The sequence below is a fragment of the Escherichia sp. KTE159 genome, from assembly GCF_000408805.1.
GTDB lineage: Bacteria > Pseudomonadota > Gammaproteobacteria > Enterobacterales > Enterobacteriaceae > Escherichia > Escherichia marmotae.
Genome location: NZ_KE137292.1, coordinates 1893445 through 1913854, shown reverse-complemented (window position 1 = coordinate 1913854; position 20410 = coordinate 1893445). Strand labels below are relative to the sequence as shown.

The 20410-nt window shown below is 51.9% G+C and carries 18 protein-coding genes; 17 read left to right on the top strand and 1 reads right to left on the bottom strand.

Going from position 1 to position 20410, the window contains the following annotated elements; genetic code table 11:
* Positions 1–120: 120 nt before the first annotated feature.
* The 3 genes from udk (at position 121) to asmA (ending at position 3310) form a co-directional block, all read left to right on the top strand.
* Positions 121–762, top strand: coding sequence for a uridine kinase (gene udk / locus A31E_RS12380; RefSeq protein WP_000132077.1), 642 nt, complete (start codon positions 121–123; stop codon positions 760–762).
* Positions 763–853: 91 nt separating this feature from the next.
* Positions 854–1435 carry a dCTP deaminase gene (gene dcd, locus A31E_RS12385; RefSeq protein WP_016248903.1) on the top strand — a complete coding sequence of 194 codons (582 nt, stop codon included), beginning with the start codon at positions 854–856 and terminating at the stop codon, positions 1433–1435.
* Between the two features lie 21 nt (positions 1436–1456).
* Complete coding sequence (gene asmA, locus A31E_RS12390) at positions 1457–3310, top strand: outer membrane assembly protein AsmA (RefSeq protein ID WP_016248902.1); 1854 nt, start codon at positions 1457–1459, stop codon at positions 3308–3310.
* A gap of 459 nt (positions 3311–3769) precedes the next feature.
* Here asmA and A31E_RS12395 read toward each other — a convergent pair whose 3' ends face one another.
* Positions 3770–5353 carry a TerC family protein gene (locus tag A31E_RS12395; protein WP_000454698.1) on the bottom strand — a complete coding sequence of 528 codons (1584 nt, stop codon included), beginning with the start codon at positions 5351–5353 and terminating at the stop codon, positions 3770–3772.
* 670 nt (positions 5354–6023) lie between these two features.
* Between A31E_RS12395 and wza the strand changes: the two genes are divergently transcribed.
* The 14 genes from wza to cpsB all read left to right on the top strand — a co-directional run bounded on the left by wza (position 6024) and on the right by cpsB (position 20316).
* Complete coding sequence (gene wza / locus A31E_RS12400; protein WP_016248901.1) at positions 6024–7163, top strand: polysaccharide export protein Wza; 1140 nt, start codon at positions 6024–6026, stop codon at positions 7161–7163.
* Between the two features lie 5 nt (positions 7164–7168).
* Positions 7169–7612 carry a low molecular weight protein-tyrosine-phosphatase Wzb gene (gene wzb / locus A31E_RS12405; RefSeq protein WP_016248900.1) on the top strand — a complete coding sequence of 148 codons (444 nt, stop codon included), beginning with the start codon at positions 7169–7171 and terminating at the stop codon, positions 7610–7612.
* A 2-nt stretch (positions 7613–7614) separates the two neighbouring features.
* Positions 7615–9777: a tyrosine-protein kinase Wzc gene (gene wzc / locus A31E_RS12410; RefSeq protein WP_016248899.1), complete on the top strand. Its 2163-nt coding sequence runs from the start codon at positions 7615–7617 to the stop codon at positions 9775–9777.
* A 106-nt stretch (positions 9778–9883) separates the two neighbouring features.
* A complete protein-coding gene (gene wcaA / locus A31E_RS12415; protein ID WP_016248898.1) occupies positions 9884–10723 on the top strand; it encodes a colanic acid biosynthesis glycosyltransferase WcaA in 840 nt (279 codons plus the stop codon).
* 2 nt (positions 10724–10725) lie between these two features.
* Positions 10726–11214, top strand: a complete 489-nt coding sequence (gene wcaB / locus A31E_RS12420; protein ID WP_000888754.1) for a colanic acid biosynthesis acetyltransferase WcaB — start codon at positions 10726–10728, stop codon at positions 11212–11214.
* The gene (gene wcaC / locus A31E_RS12425) at positions 11211–12428 is read left to right on the top strand and encodes a colanic acid biosynthesis glycosyltransferase WcaC (RefSeq protein ID WP_016248897.1); all 1218 of its coding nucleotides are present in this window, start codon (positions 11211–11213) and stop codon (positions 12426–12428) included. Before wcaB ends, wcaC begins: the two co-directional genes overlap by 4 nt.
* Positions 12403–13623: a colanic acid polymerase WcaD gene (wcaD, locus tag A31E_RS12430; protein WP_000099000.1), complete on the top strand. Its 1221-nt coding sequence runs from the start codon at positions 12403–12405 to the stop codon at positions 13621–13623. The genes wcaC and wcaD overlap by 26 nt, the downstream gene beginning before the upstream one ends.
* A 125-nt stretch (positions 13624–13748) precedes the next feature.
* Positions 13749–14495 (top strand): colanic acid biosynthesis glycosyltransferase WcaE, encoded by a 747-nt coding sequence (wcaE, locus tag A31E_RS12435; protein ID WP_016248896.1) that lies wholly within the window; start codon positions 13749–13751, stop codon positions 14493–14495.
* A 15-nt stretch (positions 14496–14510) separates the two neighbouring features.
* Positions 14511–15059 carry a colanic acid biosynthesis acetyltransferase WcaF gene (gene wcaF / locus A31E_RS12440; protein WP_001516634.1) on the top strand — a complete coding sequence of 183 codons (549 nt, stop codon included), beginning with the start codon at positions 14511–14513 and terminating at the stop codon, positions 15057–15059.
* 26 nt (positions 15060–15085) lie between these two features.
* Positions 15086–16207, top strand: a complete 1122-nt coding sequence (gene gmd, locus A31E_RS12445; RefSeq protein WP_000048206.1) for a GDP-mannose 4,6-dehydratase — start codon at positions 15086–15088, stop codon at positions 16205–16207.
* A 2-nt stretch (positions 16208–16209) separates the two neighbouring features.
* Positions 16210–17175 (top strand): GDP-L-fucose synthase, encoded by a 966-nt coding sequence (fcl, locus tag A31E_RS12450; RefSeq protein WP_016248895.1) that lies wholly within the window; start codon positions 16210–16212, stop codon positions 17173–17175.
* 2 nt (positions 17176–17177) lie between these two features.
* The gene (gene gmm / locus A31E_RS12455) at positions 17178–17657 is read left to right on the top strand and encodes a GDP-mannose mannosyl hydrolase (RefSeq protein WP_000479830.1); all 480 of its coding nucleotides are present in this window, start codon (positions 17178–17180) and stop codon (positions 17655–17657) included.
* On the top strand, positions 17654–18877 hold the full coding sequence (gene wcaI / locus A31E_RS12460) for a colanic acid biosynthesis fucosyltransferase WcaI (protein WP_000699674.1): 1224 nt from the start codon (positions 17654–17656) through the stop codon (positions 18875–18877). The genes gmm and wcaI overlap by 4 nt, the downstream gene beginning before the upstream one ends.
* A 2-nt stretch (positions 18878–18879) precedes the next feature.
* Positions 18880–20316, top strand: coding sequence for a mannose-1-phosphate guanyltransferase (cpsB, locus tag A31E_RS12465; protein WP_016248894.1), 1437 nt, complete (start codon positions 18880–18882; stop codon positions 20314–20316).
* The last annotated feature ends 94 nt before the right edge of the window (positions 20317–20410 follow it).

Sequence of the window (20410 nt, the reverse complement as noted above, 5' to 3'; positions counted from 1 at the left end):
ACTCTAAATGTGCGGCAACGCTATTCGACTGGTATCAGGCGGATGAAATCCCTATAATTGCCGCGTTTGGTGCTTCGGCACCCCCTTCCTAACATCCAGGTTAATCAGGTCGCTAAATTTATGACTGATCAGTCTCATCAGTGCGTCATTATCGGTATCGCTGGCGCATCGGCTTCCGGCAAGAGTCTCATTGCCAGTACCCTTTATCGTGAATTACGTGAACAAGTGGGTGATGAACACATCGGCGTTATTCCGGAAGACTGCTACTACAAAGATCAAAGCCATCTGTCGATGGAAGAACGCGTTAAGACCAACTACGACCATCCGAGTGCGATGGATCACAGTCTGCTGCTTGAGCATTTACAAGCGCTGAAACGTGGTTCGGCTATTGACCTGCCGGTTTACAGCTATGTTGAACATACGCGTATGAAAGAAACGGTGAAGGTTGAACCGAAGAAAGTCATCATTCTCGAAGGCATTTTGCTGCTGACGGATGCGCGTTTACGTGACGAACTCAACTTCTCCATTTTTGTTGATACCCCGCTGGATATCTGCCTGATGCGCCGCATCAAGCGCGATGTTAACGAGCGCGGGCGTTCGATGGATTCGGTGATGGCGCAATATCAAAAAACCGTGCGCCCAATGTTCCTGCAATTCATTGAACCTTCCAAACAATATGCCGACATTATCGTGCCGCGCGGCGGTAAAAACCGCATCGCGATCGATATATTGAAAGCGAAAATAAGTCAGTTCTTTGAATAAGCCTGGTAAATTGTGTACCGTTCAGTGATAACCTGGTATGCCCTTGACGTAAAAGGCGTTAAGGGAGTGATGCGCGAAAGGAGAAAATGCCATGCGTCTGTGTGACCGAGATATTGAAGCCTGGCTTGATGAAGGCCGTTTGTCGATCAACCCACGTCCGCCGGTGGAGCGTATTAATGGCGCGACGGTGGATGTGCGCCTGGGCAATAAATTTCGTACCTTCCGGGGCCACACGGCAGCGTTTATCGATCTGAGCGGTCCTAAAGACGAAGTGAGCGCGGCCCTTGATCGCGTGATGAGCGATGAGATCGTGCTCGATGAAAACGAGGCGTTTTTTCTTCATCCAGGTGAGCTGGCGCTGGCGGTGACGCTGGAGTCGGTAACCTTGCCTGCTGATTTGGTGGGCTGGCTGGACGGGCGTTCTTCACTGGCGCGTTTAGGGCTGATGGTGCACGTCACCGCACACCGTATCGATCCGGGCTGGGCTGGCTGCATTGTGCTGGAGTTTTACAACTCCGGTAAACTGCCGTTGGCGCTGCGCCCGGGGATGTTAATTGGCGCGCTGAGCTTTGAGCCGCTTTCCGGCCCGGCAGCGCGTCCATACAACCGCCGTGAAGATGCGAAATATCGCAACCAGCAGGGCGCGGTCGCCAGTCGAATCGATAAAGACTAATTCAGGCCCATTGAGGATTCCATGAGACGATTTCTGACGACGCTGATGATACTCCTGGTCGTGCTGGTGGCCGGGTTATCTGCGCTAGTGTTGCTGGTGAATCCGAATGATTTCCGCGACTATATGGTCAAGCAGGTTGCTGCGCGTAGCGGCTATCAATTGCAGTTGGACGGGCCACTGCGTTGGCACGTCTGGCCGCAACTTAGTATTCTCTCCGGGCGCATGTCCCTTACCGCCCAGGGTGCCAGCCAGCCGCTGGTACGAGCCGATAATATGCGCCTTGATGTGGCGCTTTTACCGCTACTGAGCCATCAACTGAGCGTTAAGCAGGTGATGCTGAAAGGCGCAGTCATTCAACTGACGCCGCAGACAGAAGCGGTGCGGAGTGAAGATGCCCCCGTTGCGCCGCGCGATAATACGTTGCCGGAGCTGTCAGAAGATCGCGGCTGGTCGTTTGATATCTCCAGCCTGAAGGTAGCTGACAGTGTGCTGGTGTTCCAGCATGAAAATGACGAGCAGGTGACGATTCGCAATATCCGTCTGCAAATGGAGCAAGATCCCCAACATCGTGGCTCGTTTGAGTTCTCCGGGCGGGTTAATCGCGACCAGCGCGATCTCACGTTATCTCTCAAAGGCACGGTGGATGCCTCTGATTATCCGCAAGATTTAACGGCGGCTATTGAACAAATTAACTGGCAGTTGCAGGGCGCAGACTTGCCAAAACAAGGTATTCAGGGGCAGGGGAGTTTCCAGGCCCAGTGGCAAGAGCCACATAAACGTCTGTCATTTCATCAAATCAATTTGACCGCTAACGACAGTACGCTCAGTGGGCAAGCGCAGGTCACGCTGACAGAGAAGCCGGAATGGTTGTTAAGACTGCAATTCCCGCAGCTTAATCTCGATAACTTAATCCCGCTTAATGAAACAGTTAACGGTGAAATCGGTGCTGCGCAGCAGGGGCAGAATCAACCAACGTTACCACGTCCCGTTATTTCCTCGCGTATTGATGAGCCAGCCTACCAGGGGTTAAAAGGTTTTGCCGCCGATATATTGTTGCAGGCTGATAACGTGCGTTGGCGCGGAATGAATTTTACCGACGTCGCCACGCAAATGACCAACAAGTCGGGCTTGTTGGAGATTATCCAACTGCAAGGCAAACTCAACGGTGGGCAAGTTTCGCTGCCGGGCACGCTGGACTCGACGGTAAAAAATCCGCGGATATCCTTTCAACCCCGGCTGGAAAACGTTGAGATTGGCACTATTCTGAAGGCGTTTAACTATCCGATTTCGTTGACCGGCAAAATGTCGCTGGCCGGTGATTTCTCCGGTGCTGACATTGATGCGGAAGATTTCCGCCATAATTGGCAAGGGAAGGCGCATGTTGAAATGGCCGACACGCGCATGGAAGGGATGAACTTCCAGCAGATGATCCAGCAGGCGGTAGAACGTAACGGCGGTGATGTGAAGGCTGCTGAAAACTTCGATAATGTGACACGGCTTGACCGTTTTACGACGGATTTGACGCTAAATAATGGCGTCGTGACGTTAAACGACATGCAGGGTGAATCGCCAGTGCTGGCGCTGACAGGGGCTGGTACGTTGAATCTGGCAGAGCAAACCTGTGACACCCTGTTTGATATTCGTGTCGTTGGCGGCTGGAACGGAGAAAGCAAGCTGGTTGAATTCTTCAAAGAAACACCGGTTCCGCTGCGGGTTTATGGCAACTGGCAGCAACTCAATTACAGTCTGCAAGTGGATCAGTTGCTGCGTAAACAGTTACAGGACGAAGCCAAACGTCGCCTGAACGACTGGGCTGAGCGCAATAAAGACTCCCGCAATGGTAAAGATGTGAAGAAGTTGCTGGAGAAGATGTAAGTTTCCAGATGACATAATTTGTAGGCCTGATAAGACGCGTAAAGCGTCGCATCAGGCAATCACGTAGATTACTTTCAGCAAAGATGAATCATCAGTAAAAGTAAGGTATTTCAGCGAGGGTGTTGGTCCGGCTGTAAATCGCCGAATCGTTTCCTGTAGGCCGGGGCAGCCCACATGGATGTGGGCTGAGGGCGCGTTTTACAGGGATGTTACCTCGCGCCCGTACCCGATAGCCGAAAGGAATAAGATGAGGGGACCGCGCCAGCGGCGATTTACCGCCGGGAGCCCGGGTTGCCAGGGTGGTGGCGATTGAGCCACCCTGGCACGTTCACCGGCTTGAGCGTTCCAAAGTAGCGAGGAACATAAAGTGAACGGAACAGCCTTCAATGTCACATACTCTCCCGGTTGAATGAAACGCCTGATGCGACGCTTTACGCGTCTTATCAGGCCTACATGCCCTCACACCTCATACTCCAAATTATCTTCCTTATGCAGCGGAATAATCTGCACCTTCTGTACGCGATGGCTCTCCACCTGCAACGTTTTGAGCAAATAATCCCCTACCTGTACTTCTTCGCCAGGTTGTGGAATGCGCTGCAAATATTCCATCAGCAGCCCGGCAATGGTGTGATATTCACGCTTCTCGTCCAGCGGCAACGGCACATATTGCACCAGATCTTCCAGCGGCATATGGCCATTCGCCGTCCAGGAGCCGTCGGCGTTTTTCTGAATATCATGACGGGCGTCGATCTCTTCCACTTCGTTCGGCAGGTTCCCGGCGATGGTTTCGGTGACGTCACTTAATGTCACAATCCCTTCCACTGAGCCAAACTCATCCACCACAAAAGCAAAGTGCGTGCGAGCGTTACGGAACTGCTCGAGGGCAGGTAACAATGGCAAGGTTTCCGGAAATACCAGCGGCTGGCGAATTAACACCCGCAGGTTGAGCGGTTCACCGCGCAGCGACTGTTGCAGCAGGTCGATAACGTGAACAACACCGAGCAAATCTTCGGCGTCGTCACCGTCGGTAACGACCAGACGCGTGTGCTGATTTCGCTCCAGTAACCGGCGGATCTCTTCTTCCGGGGCGTTGAGATCAATATGCTCAATATCGTGACGCGAGGTCATAATGCTGCTGACGGTACGCTGGTTCAGATTGAGTACCCGCTCGATCATCCGCCGCTCCTGCGGATTAAAGATTTGCTGATTATCATGATCCACCAGCATTGACGCGGTTTCGGCATCCAGTTCTGCATCTTCTTTTTGCCCGCTTAACAGGCGCATCACTGCTTCGGTTGTGCGCTGACGCAGCGTCTGATTGGCGGAAAGAAAACGGCGTCGGTTAAAGATGGCTAACTGGTTGAGCGCCTCGATCATCACTGAGAAACCAATAGCAGCGTACAAATACCCCTTCGGAATGGCGAATCCGAAACCTTCCGCGACCAGGCTAAAGCCAATCATCAACAGGAAACTTAAGCACAGTATAACGATGGTTGGGTGGCTATTAACGAACTGAGTTAACGGCTTGCTGGCCATCAGCATCAGACTGATAGCGATAACGACGGCGGCCATCATTACCAGTAAATGATCGACCATCCCAACGGCGGTAATCACCGAGTCGAGAGAGAAGATGGCGTCCAGCACGACTATCTGCGTCACCACGCCCCAGAACTTCGCTCCTTTGCGTTGTGTGGGGTTATTGCTGTCTTTCCCTTCCAGCCGCTCGTTCAGCTCCATCGTAGCTTTGAACAGCAGGAAGAAACCACCGAACAGCATGATTAAGTCGCGGGCGCTAAAGGTAAACGAGCGGAAGCTAAACAGCGGTTGGGTCAGAGTGACCAGCCAGGAGATTGACGCCAGCAGTAACAGGCGCATTAACATTGCCAGCAGTAGTCCGGTAACTCGTGCGCGGTCGCGCTGCTTCGGCGGTAGTTTTTCTGCGAGGATGGCAATAAAGACCAGGTTATCAATACCGAGGACCAGTTCGATCACTATCAGCGTGATTAACCCGGCCCAGATAGACGGATCGGCAATCCATTCCATAGTAAGTGCAATACCTATTCGTTGTATGACAAATGTCACAATTCGATCATGGATAATGATGCGCCAAATTGCAATGCTCAGGCATGACTTATCAGATTTTTATTCACAATGAATCCGGTAATCAATCCCCTTTATTTTGTGTTGAAAATAACTCTCTTACCGCAAATATATTTAAGAAATATCGCATATGGAGGTGGTATATTAAATATTGTCAACATAAAGAAACTCCTAAAAGATACAAAAAATAGCCTTCATATAATTCTTAAAAATAGTCAATTACCGATTTGTTACCTTGCCTGCTATTCCTTTAGCTGTAACACTTCTTCCTGAATTATTGGAGAGCAAATATTTAATTACCATAATGCTATCTTATAGTCGGGGAAAATAATTTCCGGAATAATGCTTTCACATAGACTGTTGCATGGTGAAAGGGTTAGAAAATTTGAACCAAATCAGTGTATTGGTAGCTAAAAAGCCAGGGGCGGTAGCGTGTCTGGATGCCTGAACGATGAGTCTGAATTATTCTGTCAATAGCCTGCGGATGAAATCAATTTTTTTAGGACTGATGCCAGTTAAATTTTTATTCAATTAACTGCAAGGTAAATGTGCATAGTGATATTGCGACGAATAATGCACAGGATAATGACTCTGCCAAAGTGATAAATAAACAATGATGAAATCCAAAATGAAATTGATGCCATTATTGGTGTCAGTAACCTTGATAAGCGGTTGCACAATACTTCCGGGCAGCAATATGTCTACGATGGGTAAAGACGTCATCAAACAGCAGGACGCTGATTTCGATCTCGACAAAATGGTGAATGTTTATCCGCTTACCCCGCGTCTGGTTGATCAATTACGCCCACGCCCCAACGTGGCGCGCCCTAATATGACGCTGGAAAGTGAGGTTGCTAATTACCAGTATCGTGTTGGACCCGGCGATGTTCTTAACGTCACTGTCTGGGATCACCCTGAACTCACCACGCCTGCCGGTCAGTACCGCAGCTCCAGCGATGCCGGTAACTGGGTACAGCCTGACGGCACCATGTTCTATCCGTATATTGGCAAGGTTCACGTGGTGGGCAAAACTCTCGCTGAAATTCGCAGTGATATTACCCGCCGCTTAGCGACATACATCGCTGACCCGCAGGTGGACGTTAATATCGCCGCCTTCCGTTCGCAAAAAGCCTATATCTCCGGTCAGGTGAATAAATCCGGTCAGCAGGCCATTACCAACGTGCCGCTGACCATTCTCGATGCCATTAACGCCGCTGGTGGCCTGACCGACACCGCCGACTGGCGCAACGTCGTTCTGACACACAATGGCCGCGAAGAACGTATTTCTTTGCAGGCGCTGATGCAAAACGGCGATCTCAACCAGAACCGACTGCTTTATCCGGGCGATATTCTTTACGTGCCGCGTAATGACGATCTGAAAGTGTTCGTGATGGGCGAAGTGAAGAAACAGAGCACCCTGAAAATGGACTTTAGCGGCATGACCCTGACTGAAGCCCTGGGCAATGCCGAAGGTATTGATATGACCACCTCTAACGCCAGCGGCATCTTTGTCATTCGTCCGCTGAAAGGCGAGGGCGGGCGCGGCGGCAAGATTGCCAATATCTACCAGTTGGATATGTCCGATGCCACTTCGCTGGTGATGGCGACGGAATTCCGCCTCCAGCCTTACGACGTGGTGTATGTCACCACCGCCCCGGTTTCCCGCTGGAACCGCCTGATCAATCAGTTGCTGCCAACTATTAGCGGTGTCCGTTACATGACGGATACAGCCAGCGACATTCATAACTGGTAATCGTCATGTTTAACAACATCTTAGTTGTCTGCGTCGGCAATATTTGCCGCTCCCCGACGGCGGAGCGCTTACTGCAACGTTATCACCCTGAGCTGAAAGTGGAGTCCGCTGGGCTCGGTGCGTTGGTAGGTAAAGGCGCTGATCCTACCGCCATCAGCGTCGCCGCAGAACATCAACTGTCTCTGGAAGGTCACTGCGCCCGGCAAATCAGCCGCCGCCTGTGTCGCAACTACGACCTGATTTTGACCATGGAAAAGCGCCATATCGCCCGTTTATGCGAGATGGCGCCGGAGATGCGCGGCAAAGTGATGCTGTTTGGTCACTGGGATAACGAATGTGAAATCCCCGACCCCTATCGCAAAAGTCGGGAAACGTTTGCAGCGGTGTACACATTACTTGAACGGTCTGCCCGCCAGTGGGCGCAGGCATTGAACGCAGAGCAGGTATAAGAATGACAGAAAAAGTAAAACAACATGCCGCTCCGGTAACGGGCAGTGATGAAATCGATATTGGTCGTCTGGTCGGCACCGTCATTGAAGCGCGCTGGTGGGTGCTTGGCATCACTGCCGTATTCGCCCTCTGTGCCGTGATTTACACCTTCTTCGCCACACCGATTTACAGCGCCGATGCACTGGTTCAAATCGAACAAAGTGGCGGTAATTCGCTGGTGCAGGACATCGGTTCGGCGTTAGCCAACAAACCGCCAGCATCGGACGCCGAGATCCAGTTGATTCGATCGCGTCTGGTGCTTGGCAAAACGGTTGACGATCTCGACCTTGATATTGCGGTGAGCAAAAACACGTTCCCGATTTTCGGTGCGGGTTGGGATCGTCTGATGGGACGCCAGAACGAGACGGTGAAAGTGACCACCTTTAACCGTCCAAAAGAGATGGCGGATCAGGTGTTTACGCTTAACGTTCTGGACAACAAAAACTACACCCTGATCAGTGATGGTGGCTTTAGCGCCCGTGGGCAAGCAGGTCAGATGCTGAAAAAAGAGGGCGTCGCGCTGATGGTCGAAGCCATTCACGCCAGTCCGGGCAGTGCGTTTACGGTTACGAAATACTCCACGCTCGGGATGATTAATCAACTGCAAAATAGCCTGACGGTAACGGAGAACGGCAAAGACGCTGGTGTACTTAGCCTGACTTATACCGGTGAAGATCGCGAACAGATCCGCGACATTCTTAACAGCATCGCCCGTAACTATCAGGAACAAAATATTGAACGTAAGTCGGCAGAAGCGTCGAAAAGCCTCGCCTTCCTCGCACAGCAGTTGCCGGAAGTGCGCAGCCGCCTTGATGTCGCTGAAAACAAACTGAATGCCTTCCGTCAGGATAAAGATTCCGTCGATTTACCGCTGGAAGCAAAAGCAGTGCTCGATTCGATGGTCAACATCGACGCACAGCTTAACGAACTGACCTTTAAAGAGGCGGAAATCTCCAAACTGTATACCAAAGTCCACCCGGCCTACCGTACCTTGCTGGAGAAACGTCAGGCACTGGAAGACGAAAAAGCCAAACTTAACGGCCGGGTGACGGCGATGCCGAAAACTCAGCAAGAGATTGTGCGCCTGACCCGCGATGTGGAATCTGGTCAACAGGTCTATATGCAACTGCTGAATAAAGAGCAGGAGCTGAAAATTACTGAAGCCAGTACCGTCGGTGATGTACGTATTGTTGACCCGGCAATCACCCAGCCTGGTGTACTGAAACCGAAGAAAGGGTTGATTATTCTTGGTGCGATTATCCTCGGCCTGATGCTCTCCATTGTTGGCGTGTTGCTGCGCTCACTGTTTAATCGCGGTATTGAAAGCCCGCAGGTGCTGGAAGAACATGGCATCAGCGTTTACGCCAGCATTCCACTGTCGGAATGGCAGAAAGCACGCGATAGTGTCAAAACGATTAAAGGTATTAAACGCTACAAACAGAGCCAGTTGTTGGCGGTGGGGAATCCAACCGATCTGGCGATTGAAGCCGTCCGCAGTCTGCGTACCAGCCTGCACTTCGCGATGATGCAGGCGCAAAATAATGTGCTGATGCTGACCGGGGTTAGCCCGTCAATTGGTAAAACCTTTGTCTGTGCCAACCTTGCCGCGGTGATCAGTCAGACCAATAAACGGGTGTTGTTGATCGACTGCGATATGCGCAAAGGCTATACCCACGAGTTACTCGGCACCAATAACGTCAATGGCCTGTCGGAGCTACTGATTGGCAAGGGTGATATTGCGGCCAGTGCCAAACCCACTTCGATTCCTAATTTTGACCTGATCCCGCGCGGTCAGGTGCCGCCGAATCCGTCTGAACTTCTGATGAGCGAACGCTTTGCCGAACTGGTGAGCTGGGCGAGTAAAAACTACGACCTGGTGTTGATTGATACGCCGCCGATTCTGGCGGTGACCGATGCGGCAATTGTCGGGCGTCATGCCGGAACCACCTTGATGGTGGCGCGTTATGCGGTCAACACCTTGAAAGAAGTGGAAACCAGCCTCAGCCGTTTTGAGCAGAACGGGATTACGGTGAAAGGGGTGATTCTGAACTCCATCTTCCGCCGCGCCAGTGCGTATCAGGATTATGGCTACTACGAATATGAATATAAGTCGGATGCAAAATAACGAGGTCGGTTTCCCGATACCTGCATTCGCACCGCCCCGTAGGCCGGATAAGGCGTTCACGCCGCATCCGGCAAGCAAACCAGCTCATAAGCCGGGAGAACAAACTATGAAAGAAAATCCGCTGATCTCAATCTATATGCCGACCTGGAACCGCCAACAACTGGCGATTCGGGCGATCAAATCGGTCCTGCGCCAGGACTACAGCAACTGGGAGATGCTCATCGTTGATGATTGCTCTACGTCCTGGGAACAGTTGCAACAATACGTCACAGCCCTCAATGACCCACGCATCACCTACATTCACAACGATATTAACAGTGGAGCCTGCGCGGTACGCAACCAGGCGATTATGCTGGCTCAAGGGGAATACATCACCGGGATCGATGACGATGACGAGTGGACACCCAACCGCCTGAGTGTCTTCCTCGCCCATAAACAGCAACTGGTCACTCACGCCTTTTTGTACGCTAACGACTACGTTTGCCAGGGCGAAGTCTATTCCCAACCGGCAAGCCTGCCGCTGTATCCCAAATCGCCGTATTCACGCCGCCTGTTCTACAAGCGCAACATCATCGGCAACCAGGTTTTTACCTGGGCGTGGCGTTTCAAAGAGTGCTTGTTCGATACCGAACTGAAAGCGGCACAGGATTACGACATCTTCCTGCGGATGGTGGTGGAGTATGGCGAACCGTGGAAAGTGGAAGAGGCGACGCAGATCCTGCATATCAATCACGGCGAAATGCAGATCACCTCGTCACCGAAAAAATTCTCCGGATACTTCCATTTTTACCGCAAGCACAAAGACAAATTCGACCGCGCCAGCAAAAAGTATCAACTGTTTACCCTCTATCAAATCCGCAATAAGCACATGACCTGGCGCACTTTGCTGACACTGTTGTCAGTGCGCAATGGTAAACGTCTGGCGGACGGGCTGCGGGGGCGCTAAGGATGCTGGAAGATCTGCGCGCCAATAGCTGGAGTCTCCGCCCGTGCTGCATGGTTCTCGCCTATCGCGTTGCCCATTTTTGCTCGGTGTGGCGCAAAAAGAACGTCCTCAACAATCTGTGGGCGGTTCCGCTGCTGGTGCTGTATCGCATTATCACTGAATGCTTTTTCGGTTATGAAATCCAGGCTGCCGCGACCATCGGACGTCGTTTTACCATCCATCACGGCTACGCGGTGGTGATCAATAAAAACGTGGTGGCGGGGGATGATTTCACCATTCGCCACGGCGTCACTATTGGCAATCGAGGAGCCGACAACATGGCGTGCCCCCAAATTGGCAACGGCGTCGAACTCGGTGCCAATGTCATTATTCTTGGCGATATCACCATTGGTCACAACGTGACTGTCGGCGCGGGCAGCGTGGTGCTCGATGCTGTCCCGGACAACGCGCTGGTGGTGGGAGAAAAAGCGCGAGTGAAGGTAATTAAATGAATATTTTGCAATTTAATGTGCGGCTGGCGGAGGGCGGGGCGGCAGGCGTGGCGTTAGATCTCCACCAGCGCGCACTGCAACAGGGGCTGGCGTCACATTTTGTCTACGGCTACGGCAAGGGCGGCAAAGAGAGTGTCAGCCATCAAAACTATCCGCAGGTGATTAAACACACCCCACGCCTGACGGCGATGGCGAATATCGCACTGTTTCCACTGTTTAACCGCGACGTGTTCGGCAATTTTAATGCGTTATATCGCACCATTACCCGCACGCAGGGGCCAGTGGTGCTGCATTTTCATGTCCTGCACAGTTACTGGTTGAATCTCAACAACGTGGTGAGATTTTGCGAAAAAGTGAAAAACCACAAGCCAGATGTCACTCTGCTCTGGACGCTGCACGACCACTGGAGTGTCACCGGACGCTGCGCCTTTACCGACGGTTGTGAAGGCTGGAAAACGGGCTGTCAGAAATGCCCGACTCTAAATAACTATCCGCCGGTGAAGGTTGATCGCGCGCACCAGCGAGTTACAGGCAAACGCCAGTTGTTCCGTGAGATGCTGGCGCTGGGCTGTCAGTTTATTTCCCCCAGCCAGCATGTGGCTGACGCTTTCAATAGTCTGTACGGGCCTGGGCGTTGCCGGATTATCAATAACGGGATTGACGTGGCAACCGAGGCAATTCTGGCGGAACTGCCACCGGTGCGCGAAACCCAGGGCAAGCCGAAAATCGCTGTGGTGGCGCATGACCTGCGTTATGACGGCAAAACTAACCAGCGACTGGTACGCGAAATGATGGCGCTGGGCGATAAAATCGAACTTCATACCTTCGGTAAGTTCTCGCCGTTTAGCGCAGGCAACGTGGTCAATCACGGTTTTGAAACCGACAAACGTAAGCTGATGAGTGCGCTTAATCAAATGGATGCGCTGGTATTTAGCTCTCGCGTCGATAACTACCCGCTGATTTTGTGTGAAGCGTTATCCATTGGTGTGCCGGTGATTGCCACTCACAGCGACGCGGCGTGGGAAGTGCTGCAAAAGTCTGGCGGTAAAACCGTCAGCGAAGAAGAAGTGCTGCAACTGGTGCAGTTAAGTAAACCAGAAATCGCGCAGGCGATATTTGGCACCACACTTACCGGGTTCAGCCAGCGCAGTCGCACCGCCTACAGTGGACAACAGATGCTGGAGGAGTATGTCAAGTTCTATCAGAATCTGTAGCTACCTGCTGTTGCCGCTGATTTACCTGCTGGTTAACGTCAAAATCGCCCAGCTTGGCGAAAGTTTTCCCATCACCATCGTCACCTTTTTGCCTGTCTTGTTGTTGCTGTTTTTAGAGCGCATCAGCGTTAAAAAATTGATGATAGCGTTAGGGATTGGTGCGGGACTCACGGCGTTTAACTACCTGTTTGGTCAGTCTTTGGATGCCAGCAAATACGTTACCTCGACGATGCTGTTTGTCTATATCGTGATCATTATTGGCATGGTGTGGAGCATTCGCTTTAAAACCATTTCGCCACACAACCACCGCAAGATATTACGCTTCTTTTATTTGGTGGTTGGGCTGGTGGTGGCGCTGGCGGCGGTGGAGATGGCGCAAATTATCCTTACTGGCGGCAGCAGTATTATGGAGTCGATTTCGAAATACCTGATTTACAGTAACAGCTATGTACTGAATTTCATTAAATTCGGTGGCAAGCGTACCACGGCACTTTATTTCGAACCGGCATTTTTCGCTCTGGCATTAATCTCAATTTGGCTCAGTATCAAACAGTTTGGTATCAAAACCCCTAAAACCGATGCTATGATTCTCGCAGGGATAATATTATCCGGATCGTTTTCAGGGGTTATGACCTTTATCCTGTTTTATTTGCTGGAGTGGGCATTTCAGTATCTGAATAAAGAGGCGATTAAGAAAAAATTACCGCTGGCATTGATTTCTTTGGCTGTATTCCTGGTTGGTGTGGTCATTGCGTTTCCTTATATTTCCACCCGTCTGGGAGATTTAGGTACGGAAGGATCGTCATCGTATTATCGTATTGTTGGTCCGCTGGTGATGGTCGGTTATTCTTTGACCCATATTGACGGTGTGGTCAGATTTGGCTCACTTTATGAATATGTCGCATCATTCGGAATATTTAACGGTGCGGATGTCGGAAAAACCATAGACAATGGTTTATATCTGCTGATTATTTATTTTTCCTGGTTCGCGGTGTTTTTATCGCTGTGGTACATGGGGAAAGTGATAAAAATGATGCTCAACGCTTTTGGTGATAACCGCAATTTTCGCGTGCAATTATATCTTTTTACTCCGGTGTCGCTGTTTTTTACCGGTTCAATATTTAGCCCGGAATATGCATTTTTAATCGTCTGTCCGTTTATTTTGCGAAAAGCGTTAAATATACACCCTAAATAATTCGAGTTGCAGGAAGTTGGTGACACAGCGAATCCCAGGAGCGTACACGAGTACGTGACTGGGGGGAGCGAGGAAAACCAACGCACATGCAGCTTGAAGTATGACGGGTATTACGAGGTAAGAACATGTTGCTTAGCATAATCACCGTCGCGTTTCGTAATCTCGAAGGGATAGTTAAAACATACGCCTCCCTGACGCATCTGGCGCAGGCGGAGGATATCAGCTTCGAATGGATTGTTGTCGATGGCGGTTCGAACGACGGCAGCCGTGAGTATCTGGAAAATCTGAATGGTGTTCATAACTTACGCTTTGTCAGTGAGCCAGATAACGGCATCTACGACGCCATGAACAAAGGCATTGCGATGGCGCAAGGCAAATTTGCTTTGTTTCTCAACTCGGGCGATATCTTTCACCCGAATGCCGCGAATTTTGTGCGTAAGTTAAAAACACAACAAGATAACGTGATGGTCACTGGCGATGCGCTGCTGGATTTTGGCGATGGCCATAAAATTAAACGTAGCGCCAAACCTGGCTGGTATATTTATCACAGTCTGCCCGCCAGTCATCAGGCGATATTTTTCCCGGTTTCTGGTCTGAAAAAATGGCGTTATGATCTGGAATATAAAGTTTCTTCCGATTACGCGCTGGCGGCCAAAATGTATAAGGCCGGTTACGCATTTAAAAAACTCAATGGCCTGGTGTCTGAATTTTCCATGGGTGGAATTTCCACCACCAATAATATGGAATTGTGTGCAGACGCCAAAAAAGTACAACGACAAATATTACATGTGCCTGGCTTCTGGGCTGAATTATCCTGGCATTTACGCCAGCGTACTACCTCAAAGACGAAAGCCTTATATAACAAAAGCTGAATATAAGGGAAAACGATGCAGGATTTAAGTGGGTTTTCAGTGCCGAAAGGGTTCCGGGGCGGCAACGCGATTAAAGTGCAATTATGGTGGACGGTACAGGCAACATTATTTGCCTGGTCACCGCAAGTATTGTATCGCTGGCGGGCATTTTTGTTACGTTTATTTGGCGCAAAAATAGGAAAAAACGTAGTTATTCGCCCGTCAGTAAAAATTACTTATCCATGGAAATTAACTTTAGGTGATTACGCGTGGATCGGTGATGAGGTTAATTTATATACCCTTGGCGAAATTACCATTGGCGCTCATTCGGTAATTTCACAAAAAAGTTATTTGTGTACCGGCAGTCATGATCACGCAAGTGACTATTTCACTATTAACGCCTTGCCAATTGTGATTGGCGAGAAATGCTGGCTGGCGACGGATGTTTTTGTCGCGCCCGGCGTCACTATTGCCGACGGCACCGTCGTAGGTGCGCGAAGCAGTGTTTTTAAATCGCTTCCGGCAAATGTGGTTTGCCGGGGGAACCCCGCAGTGGTGATACGCAAACGCGTTGAAACTGAATAAATTCAAAAAATACAGAGGAATAAGACATGTCAAAAGTCGCTCTCATCACCGGCGTAACCGGACAAGATGGTTCTTACCTGGCAGAACTGCTGCTGGAGAAAGGTTACGAGGTGCATGGTATTAAGCGCCGCGCATCGTCATTCAATACCGAGCGCGTGGATCATATTTATCAGGATCCACACACCTGCAATCCGAAATTCCATCTGCATTATGGCGACCTGAGTGATACCTCCAACCTGACGCGCATTTTGCGTGAAGTACAGCCGGATGAAGTGTACAACCTGGGGGCGATGAGCCACGTTGCGGTTTCTTTTGAATCACCGGAATATACCGCAGACGTTGACGCGATGGGCACGCTGCGTCTGTTGGAGGCGATCCGCTTCCTCGGTCTGGAAAAGAAAACCCGTTTCTATCAGGCTTCCACCTCTGAACTGTACGGTCTGGTGCAGGAAATTCCACAGAAAGAGACTACGCCGTTCTACCCGCGCTCTCCGTATGCGGTCGCCAAACTGTACGCCTACTGGATAACCGTCAACTACCGCGAATCCTATGGCATGTACGCCTGCAACGGCATTCTGTTTAATCATGAATCGCCGCGCCGTGGCGAAACCTTCGTCACCCGCAAAATTACCCGCGCAATCGCCAACATCGCTCAGGGGCTGGAGTCCTGCCTGTACCTCGGCAATATGGATTCCCTGCGTGACTGGGGTCATGCCAAAGATTACGTAAAAATGCAGTGGATGATGCTGCAACAGGAACAGCCAGAAGATTTCGTTATCGCTACCGGCGTTCAGTACTCCGTGCGCCAGTTTGTGGAAATGGCGGCGGCACAACTGGGTATCAAACTGCGCTTTGAAGGCACGGGCGTTGAAGAGAAGGGCATAGTGGTTTCCGTCACCGGGCATGACGCACCAGGCGTAAAACCGGGTGATGTAATTATCGCCGTTGACCCACGTTACTTCCGTCCGGCTGAAGTTGAAACGCTGCTCGGTGATCCGACCAAAGCGCACGAAAAACTGGGCTGGAAACCGGAAATCACTCTCAAAGAGATGGTCTCTGAAATGGTGGCTAACGACCTTGAGGCAGCGAAAAAACACTCTCTGCTGAAATCTCACGGCTACGACGTGGCGATCGCGCTGGAGTCTTAAGCATGAGTAAACAACGTATTTTTATCGCTGGCCATCGCGGGATGGTCGGTTCCGCCATCAAGCGCCAGCTCGAACAGCGCGGCGATGTGGAACTGGTATTGCGTACCCGCGACGAACTGAACCTGCTGGACAGCCGCGCGGTGGATGATTTCTTTGCCAGTGAGCGCATTGACCAGGTGTATCTGGCGGCGGCGAAAGTGGGCGGCATTGTTGCCAACAATACTTATCCGGCAGATTTCATCTACCAGAACATGATGATTGAGAGCAACATCATTCACGCCGCGCATCAGAACGACGTGAACAAACTGCTCTTTCTCGGTTCGTCCTGCATCTACCCAAAACTGGCAAAACAGCCGATGGCAGAAAGCGAGTTGTTACAGGGGACGCTGGAGCCGACCAATGAACCCTACGCGATTGCCAAAATCGCCGGGATCAAACTGTGCGAATCATACAACCGCCAATATGGACGCGATTACCGCTCGGTCATGCCGACCAACCTGTACGGGCCACATGACAACTTCCACCCGAGTCACTCGCACGTGATCCCTGCATTGCTGCGCCGCTTCCACGAGGCGACAGCACAGAATGCGCCGGACGTGGTGGTGTGGGGCAGCGGCACACCGATGCGCGAATTTCTGCATGTCGATGATATGGCGGCGGCGAGCATTCATGTGATGGAGCTGGCGCACGAAGTCTGGTTGGAGAACACCCAGCCGATGCTGTCGCACATTAATGTCGGCACCGGCGTTGACTGCACCATCCGCGAGCTGGCGCAAACTATCGCTAAAGTGGTGGGCTACAAAGGTCGGGTAGTTTTCGACGCCAGCAAACCGGACGGCACGCCGCGCAAACTGTTGGATGTGACACGCCTGCATCAACTTGGCTGGTATCACGAAATCTCACTGGAGGCGGGGCTTGCCAGCACCTACCAGTGGTTTCTTGAGAATCAAGAGCGTTTTCGGGGGTAATGATGTTTTTACGTCAGGAAGACTTTGCCACAGTAGTGCGCTCGACCCCGCTTGTCTCTCTCGACTTTATTGTCGAGAACAGCCGCGGCGAGTTCCTGCTTGGCAAAAGAACCAACCGCCCGGCGCAGGGTTACTGGTTTGTGCCGGGAGGGCGCGTGCAGAAGGATGAAACGCTGGAAGCCGCATTTGAGCGGCTGACGCTGGCGGAACTGGGGCTGCGACTGCCGATGAAAGCAGGCCAGTTTTACGGCGTCTGGCAGCATTTTTATGACGATAACTTCTCCGGTACAGATTTCACCACCCACTATGTGGTGCTCGGTTTTCGCTTCAGGGTAGCGGAAGAAGAGCTGTTGCTGCCGGACGAACAGCATGACGATTACCGCTGGTTGACGGCGGACGCGCTGCTGGCCAGTGACGATGTTCATGCGAACAGCCGCGCCTATTTTCTCGCTGAGAAGCGTGCCGGAGTGCCTGGCTTATGAAAATTCTGGTCTACGGCATTAACTACTCGCCAGAGCTAACCGGTATCGGCAAATACACTGGCGAGATGGTGGAATGGCTGGCAGCACAAGGTCATGAAGTGCGGGTCATTACCGCGCCGCCTTACTATCCGCAGTGGCAGGTGGGCGAGAACTATTCCGCCTGGCGGTACAAACGGGAAGAGGGCGCAGCCACGGTGTGGCGCTGCCCGCTGTATGTGCCAGAACAGCCCAGTACCCTGAAACGCCTTTTGCATCTTGGCAGTTTTGCCGTCAGCAGTTTCTTCCCGCTGATGGCGCAACGCCGCTGGAGGCCGGATCGCATTATCGGCGTGGTGCCAACGCTGTTTTGCACGCCGGGAATGCGCCTGCTGGCAAAACTCTCTGGCGCGCGTACCGTGCTGCATATTCAGGATTACGAAGTGGACGCCATGCTGGGGTTGGGTCTTGCCGGAAAAGGCAACGGCGGCAAAGTGGCCCGCCTGGCAACAGCGTTCGAACGTAGCGGGCTGCACAACGTTGATAATGTCTCCACGATTTCACGCTCGATGATGAATAAAGCCATCGAAAAAGGCGTGGCGGCGGAAAAAGTCATCTTCTTCCCCAACTGGTCGGAAATCGCTCGTTTTCAGCACGTTGCACAGGCCGATGTCGACGCCCTTCGTAACCAGCTTGGTCTGCCGGATAACAAAAAAATCATTCTTTACTCCGGCAATATTGGCGAAAAGCAGGGGCTGGAAAACGTTATTGAAGCCGCCGATCGCCTGCGCGATGAACCGTTGATTTTTGCCATTGTCGGGCAGGGCGGCGGCAAAGCGCGGCTGGAAAAAATGGCGCAGCAGCGTGGGCTGCGCAACATGCAATTTTTCCCGCTGCAATCGTATAAAGCCTTGCCCGCACTGCTGAAGATGGGCGATTGCCATCTGGTAGTGCAAAAACGCGGCGCGGCAGATGCCGTATTGCCGTCGAAACTGACCAATATTCTGGCGGCAGGCGGTAACGCGGTGATTACCGCAGAAGCCCACACAGAACTGGGGCAGCTTTGCGCCACCTTTCCAGGTATTGCAGTTTGCGTAGAACCGGAATCGGTAGAGGCGCTGGTGGCGGGGATCCGCCAGGCGCTCCTGCTGCCCAGACACAACACGGTGGCACGTGAATATGCCGAACGCACGCTCGATAAAGAGAACGTGTTACGTCAATTTATAAATGATATTCGGGGATAATTATGGCGCAGTCGAAACTCTATCCTGTGGTGATGGCAGGTGGCTCCGGTAGCCGCTTATGGCCGCTTTCCCGCGTACTTTACCCCAAGCAGTTTTTATGCCTGAAAGGTGATCTCACCATGCTGCAAACCACCATCTGCCGCCTGAACGGCGTGGAGTGCGAAAGCCCGGTGGTGATTTGCAATGAGCAACATCGTTTTATTGTCGCGGAGCAATTGCGTCAACTAAACAAACTCACCGAGAACATTATTCTCGAACCGGTAGGGCGCAACACCGCGCCCGCCATTGCGCTGGCGGCACTGGCGACAAAACGCCATAGCCCCGAGAGCGACCCGTTAATGCTGGTGCTGGCGGCGGATCATGTGATTGCCGATGAGGACGCTTTTCGCAGCGCCGTGCGTAATGCTATGCCGTATGCCGAAGCGGGCAAGCTGGTGACCTTCGGCATTGTGCCGGATCTACCTGAAACCGGTTATGGCTATATTCGTCGCGGCGACGTTTCCCCCGGCGAGCAAGATACGGTGGCCTTTGAAGTGGCGCAGTTTGTCGAAAAACCGAATCTGGAAACCGCGCAGGGCTATGTGGCAAACGGTGATTATTACTGGAACAGCGGCATGTTCCTGTTCCGCGCCGGACGCTATCTCGAAGAACTGAAAAAATATCGTCCGGATATTCTCGACGCCTGTGAAAAAGCGATGAGCGCCATCGATCCGGATCTCGATTTTATTCGTGTGGATGAAGAAGCGTTTCTCGCCTGCCCGGAAGAGTCGGTGGATTACGCGGTCATGGAACGCACGGCAGATGCCGTTGTGGTGCCGATGGATGCGGGCTGGAGCGATGTCGGTTCCTGGTCCTCATTATGGGAGATCAGCGCACACACCGCCGAGGGCAATGTTTGCCACGGCGACGTGATTAATCACAAAACCGAAAACAGCTATGTGTATGCCGAATCTGGCCTGGTGACCACCGTTGGGGTGAAAGATCTGGTCGTGGTGCAGACCAAAGACGCGGTGTTGATTGCCGATCGGAACGCGGTGCAGGATGTGAAAAAAGTGGTCGAGCAGATCAAAGCTGATGGTCGTCATGAGCATCGGGTGCATCGCGAAGTGTACCGCCCGTGGGGCAAATATGACTCTATCGACGCAGGCGACCGCTACCAGGTGAAACGCATCACCGTGAAACCGGGCGAGGGGTTGTCGGTACAGATGCACCATCACCGGGCAGAACACTGGGTGGTGGTGGCGGGAACGGCAAAAGTCACCATTGACGGTGATATCAAACTGCTTGGTGAAAACGAGTCCATTTATATTCCGCTGGGGGCGACGCATTGCCTGGAAAATCCGGGGAAAATTCCGCTCGATTTAATTGAAGTGCGCTCCGGCTCTTATCTCGAAGAGGATGATGTGGTGCGTTTTTCGGATCGCTACGGACGGGTGTAAACGCCTTATCCGACCTGTGGTTCGGGTTTTGTAGGCCTGATAAGGCGCGGTAGCGTCGCATCAGGCAATGAATGCCGAATCGCGATGTAAATAA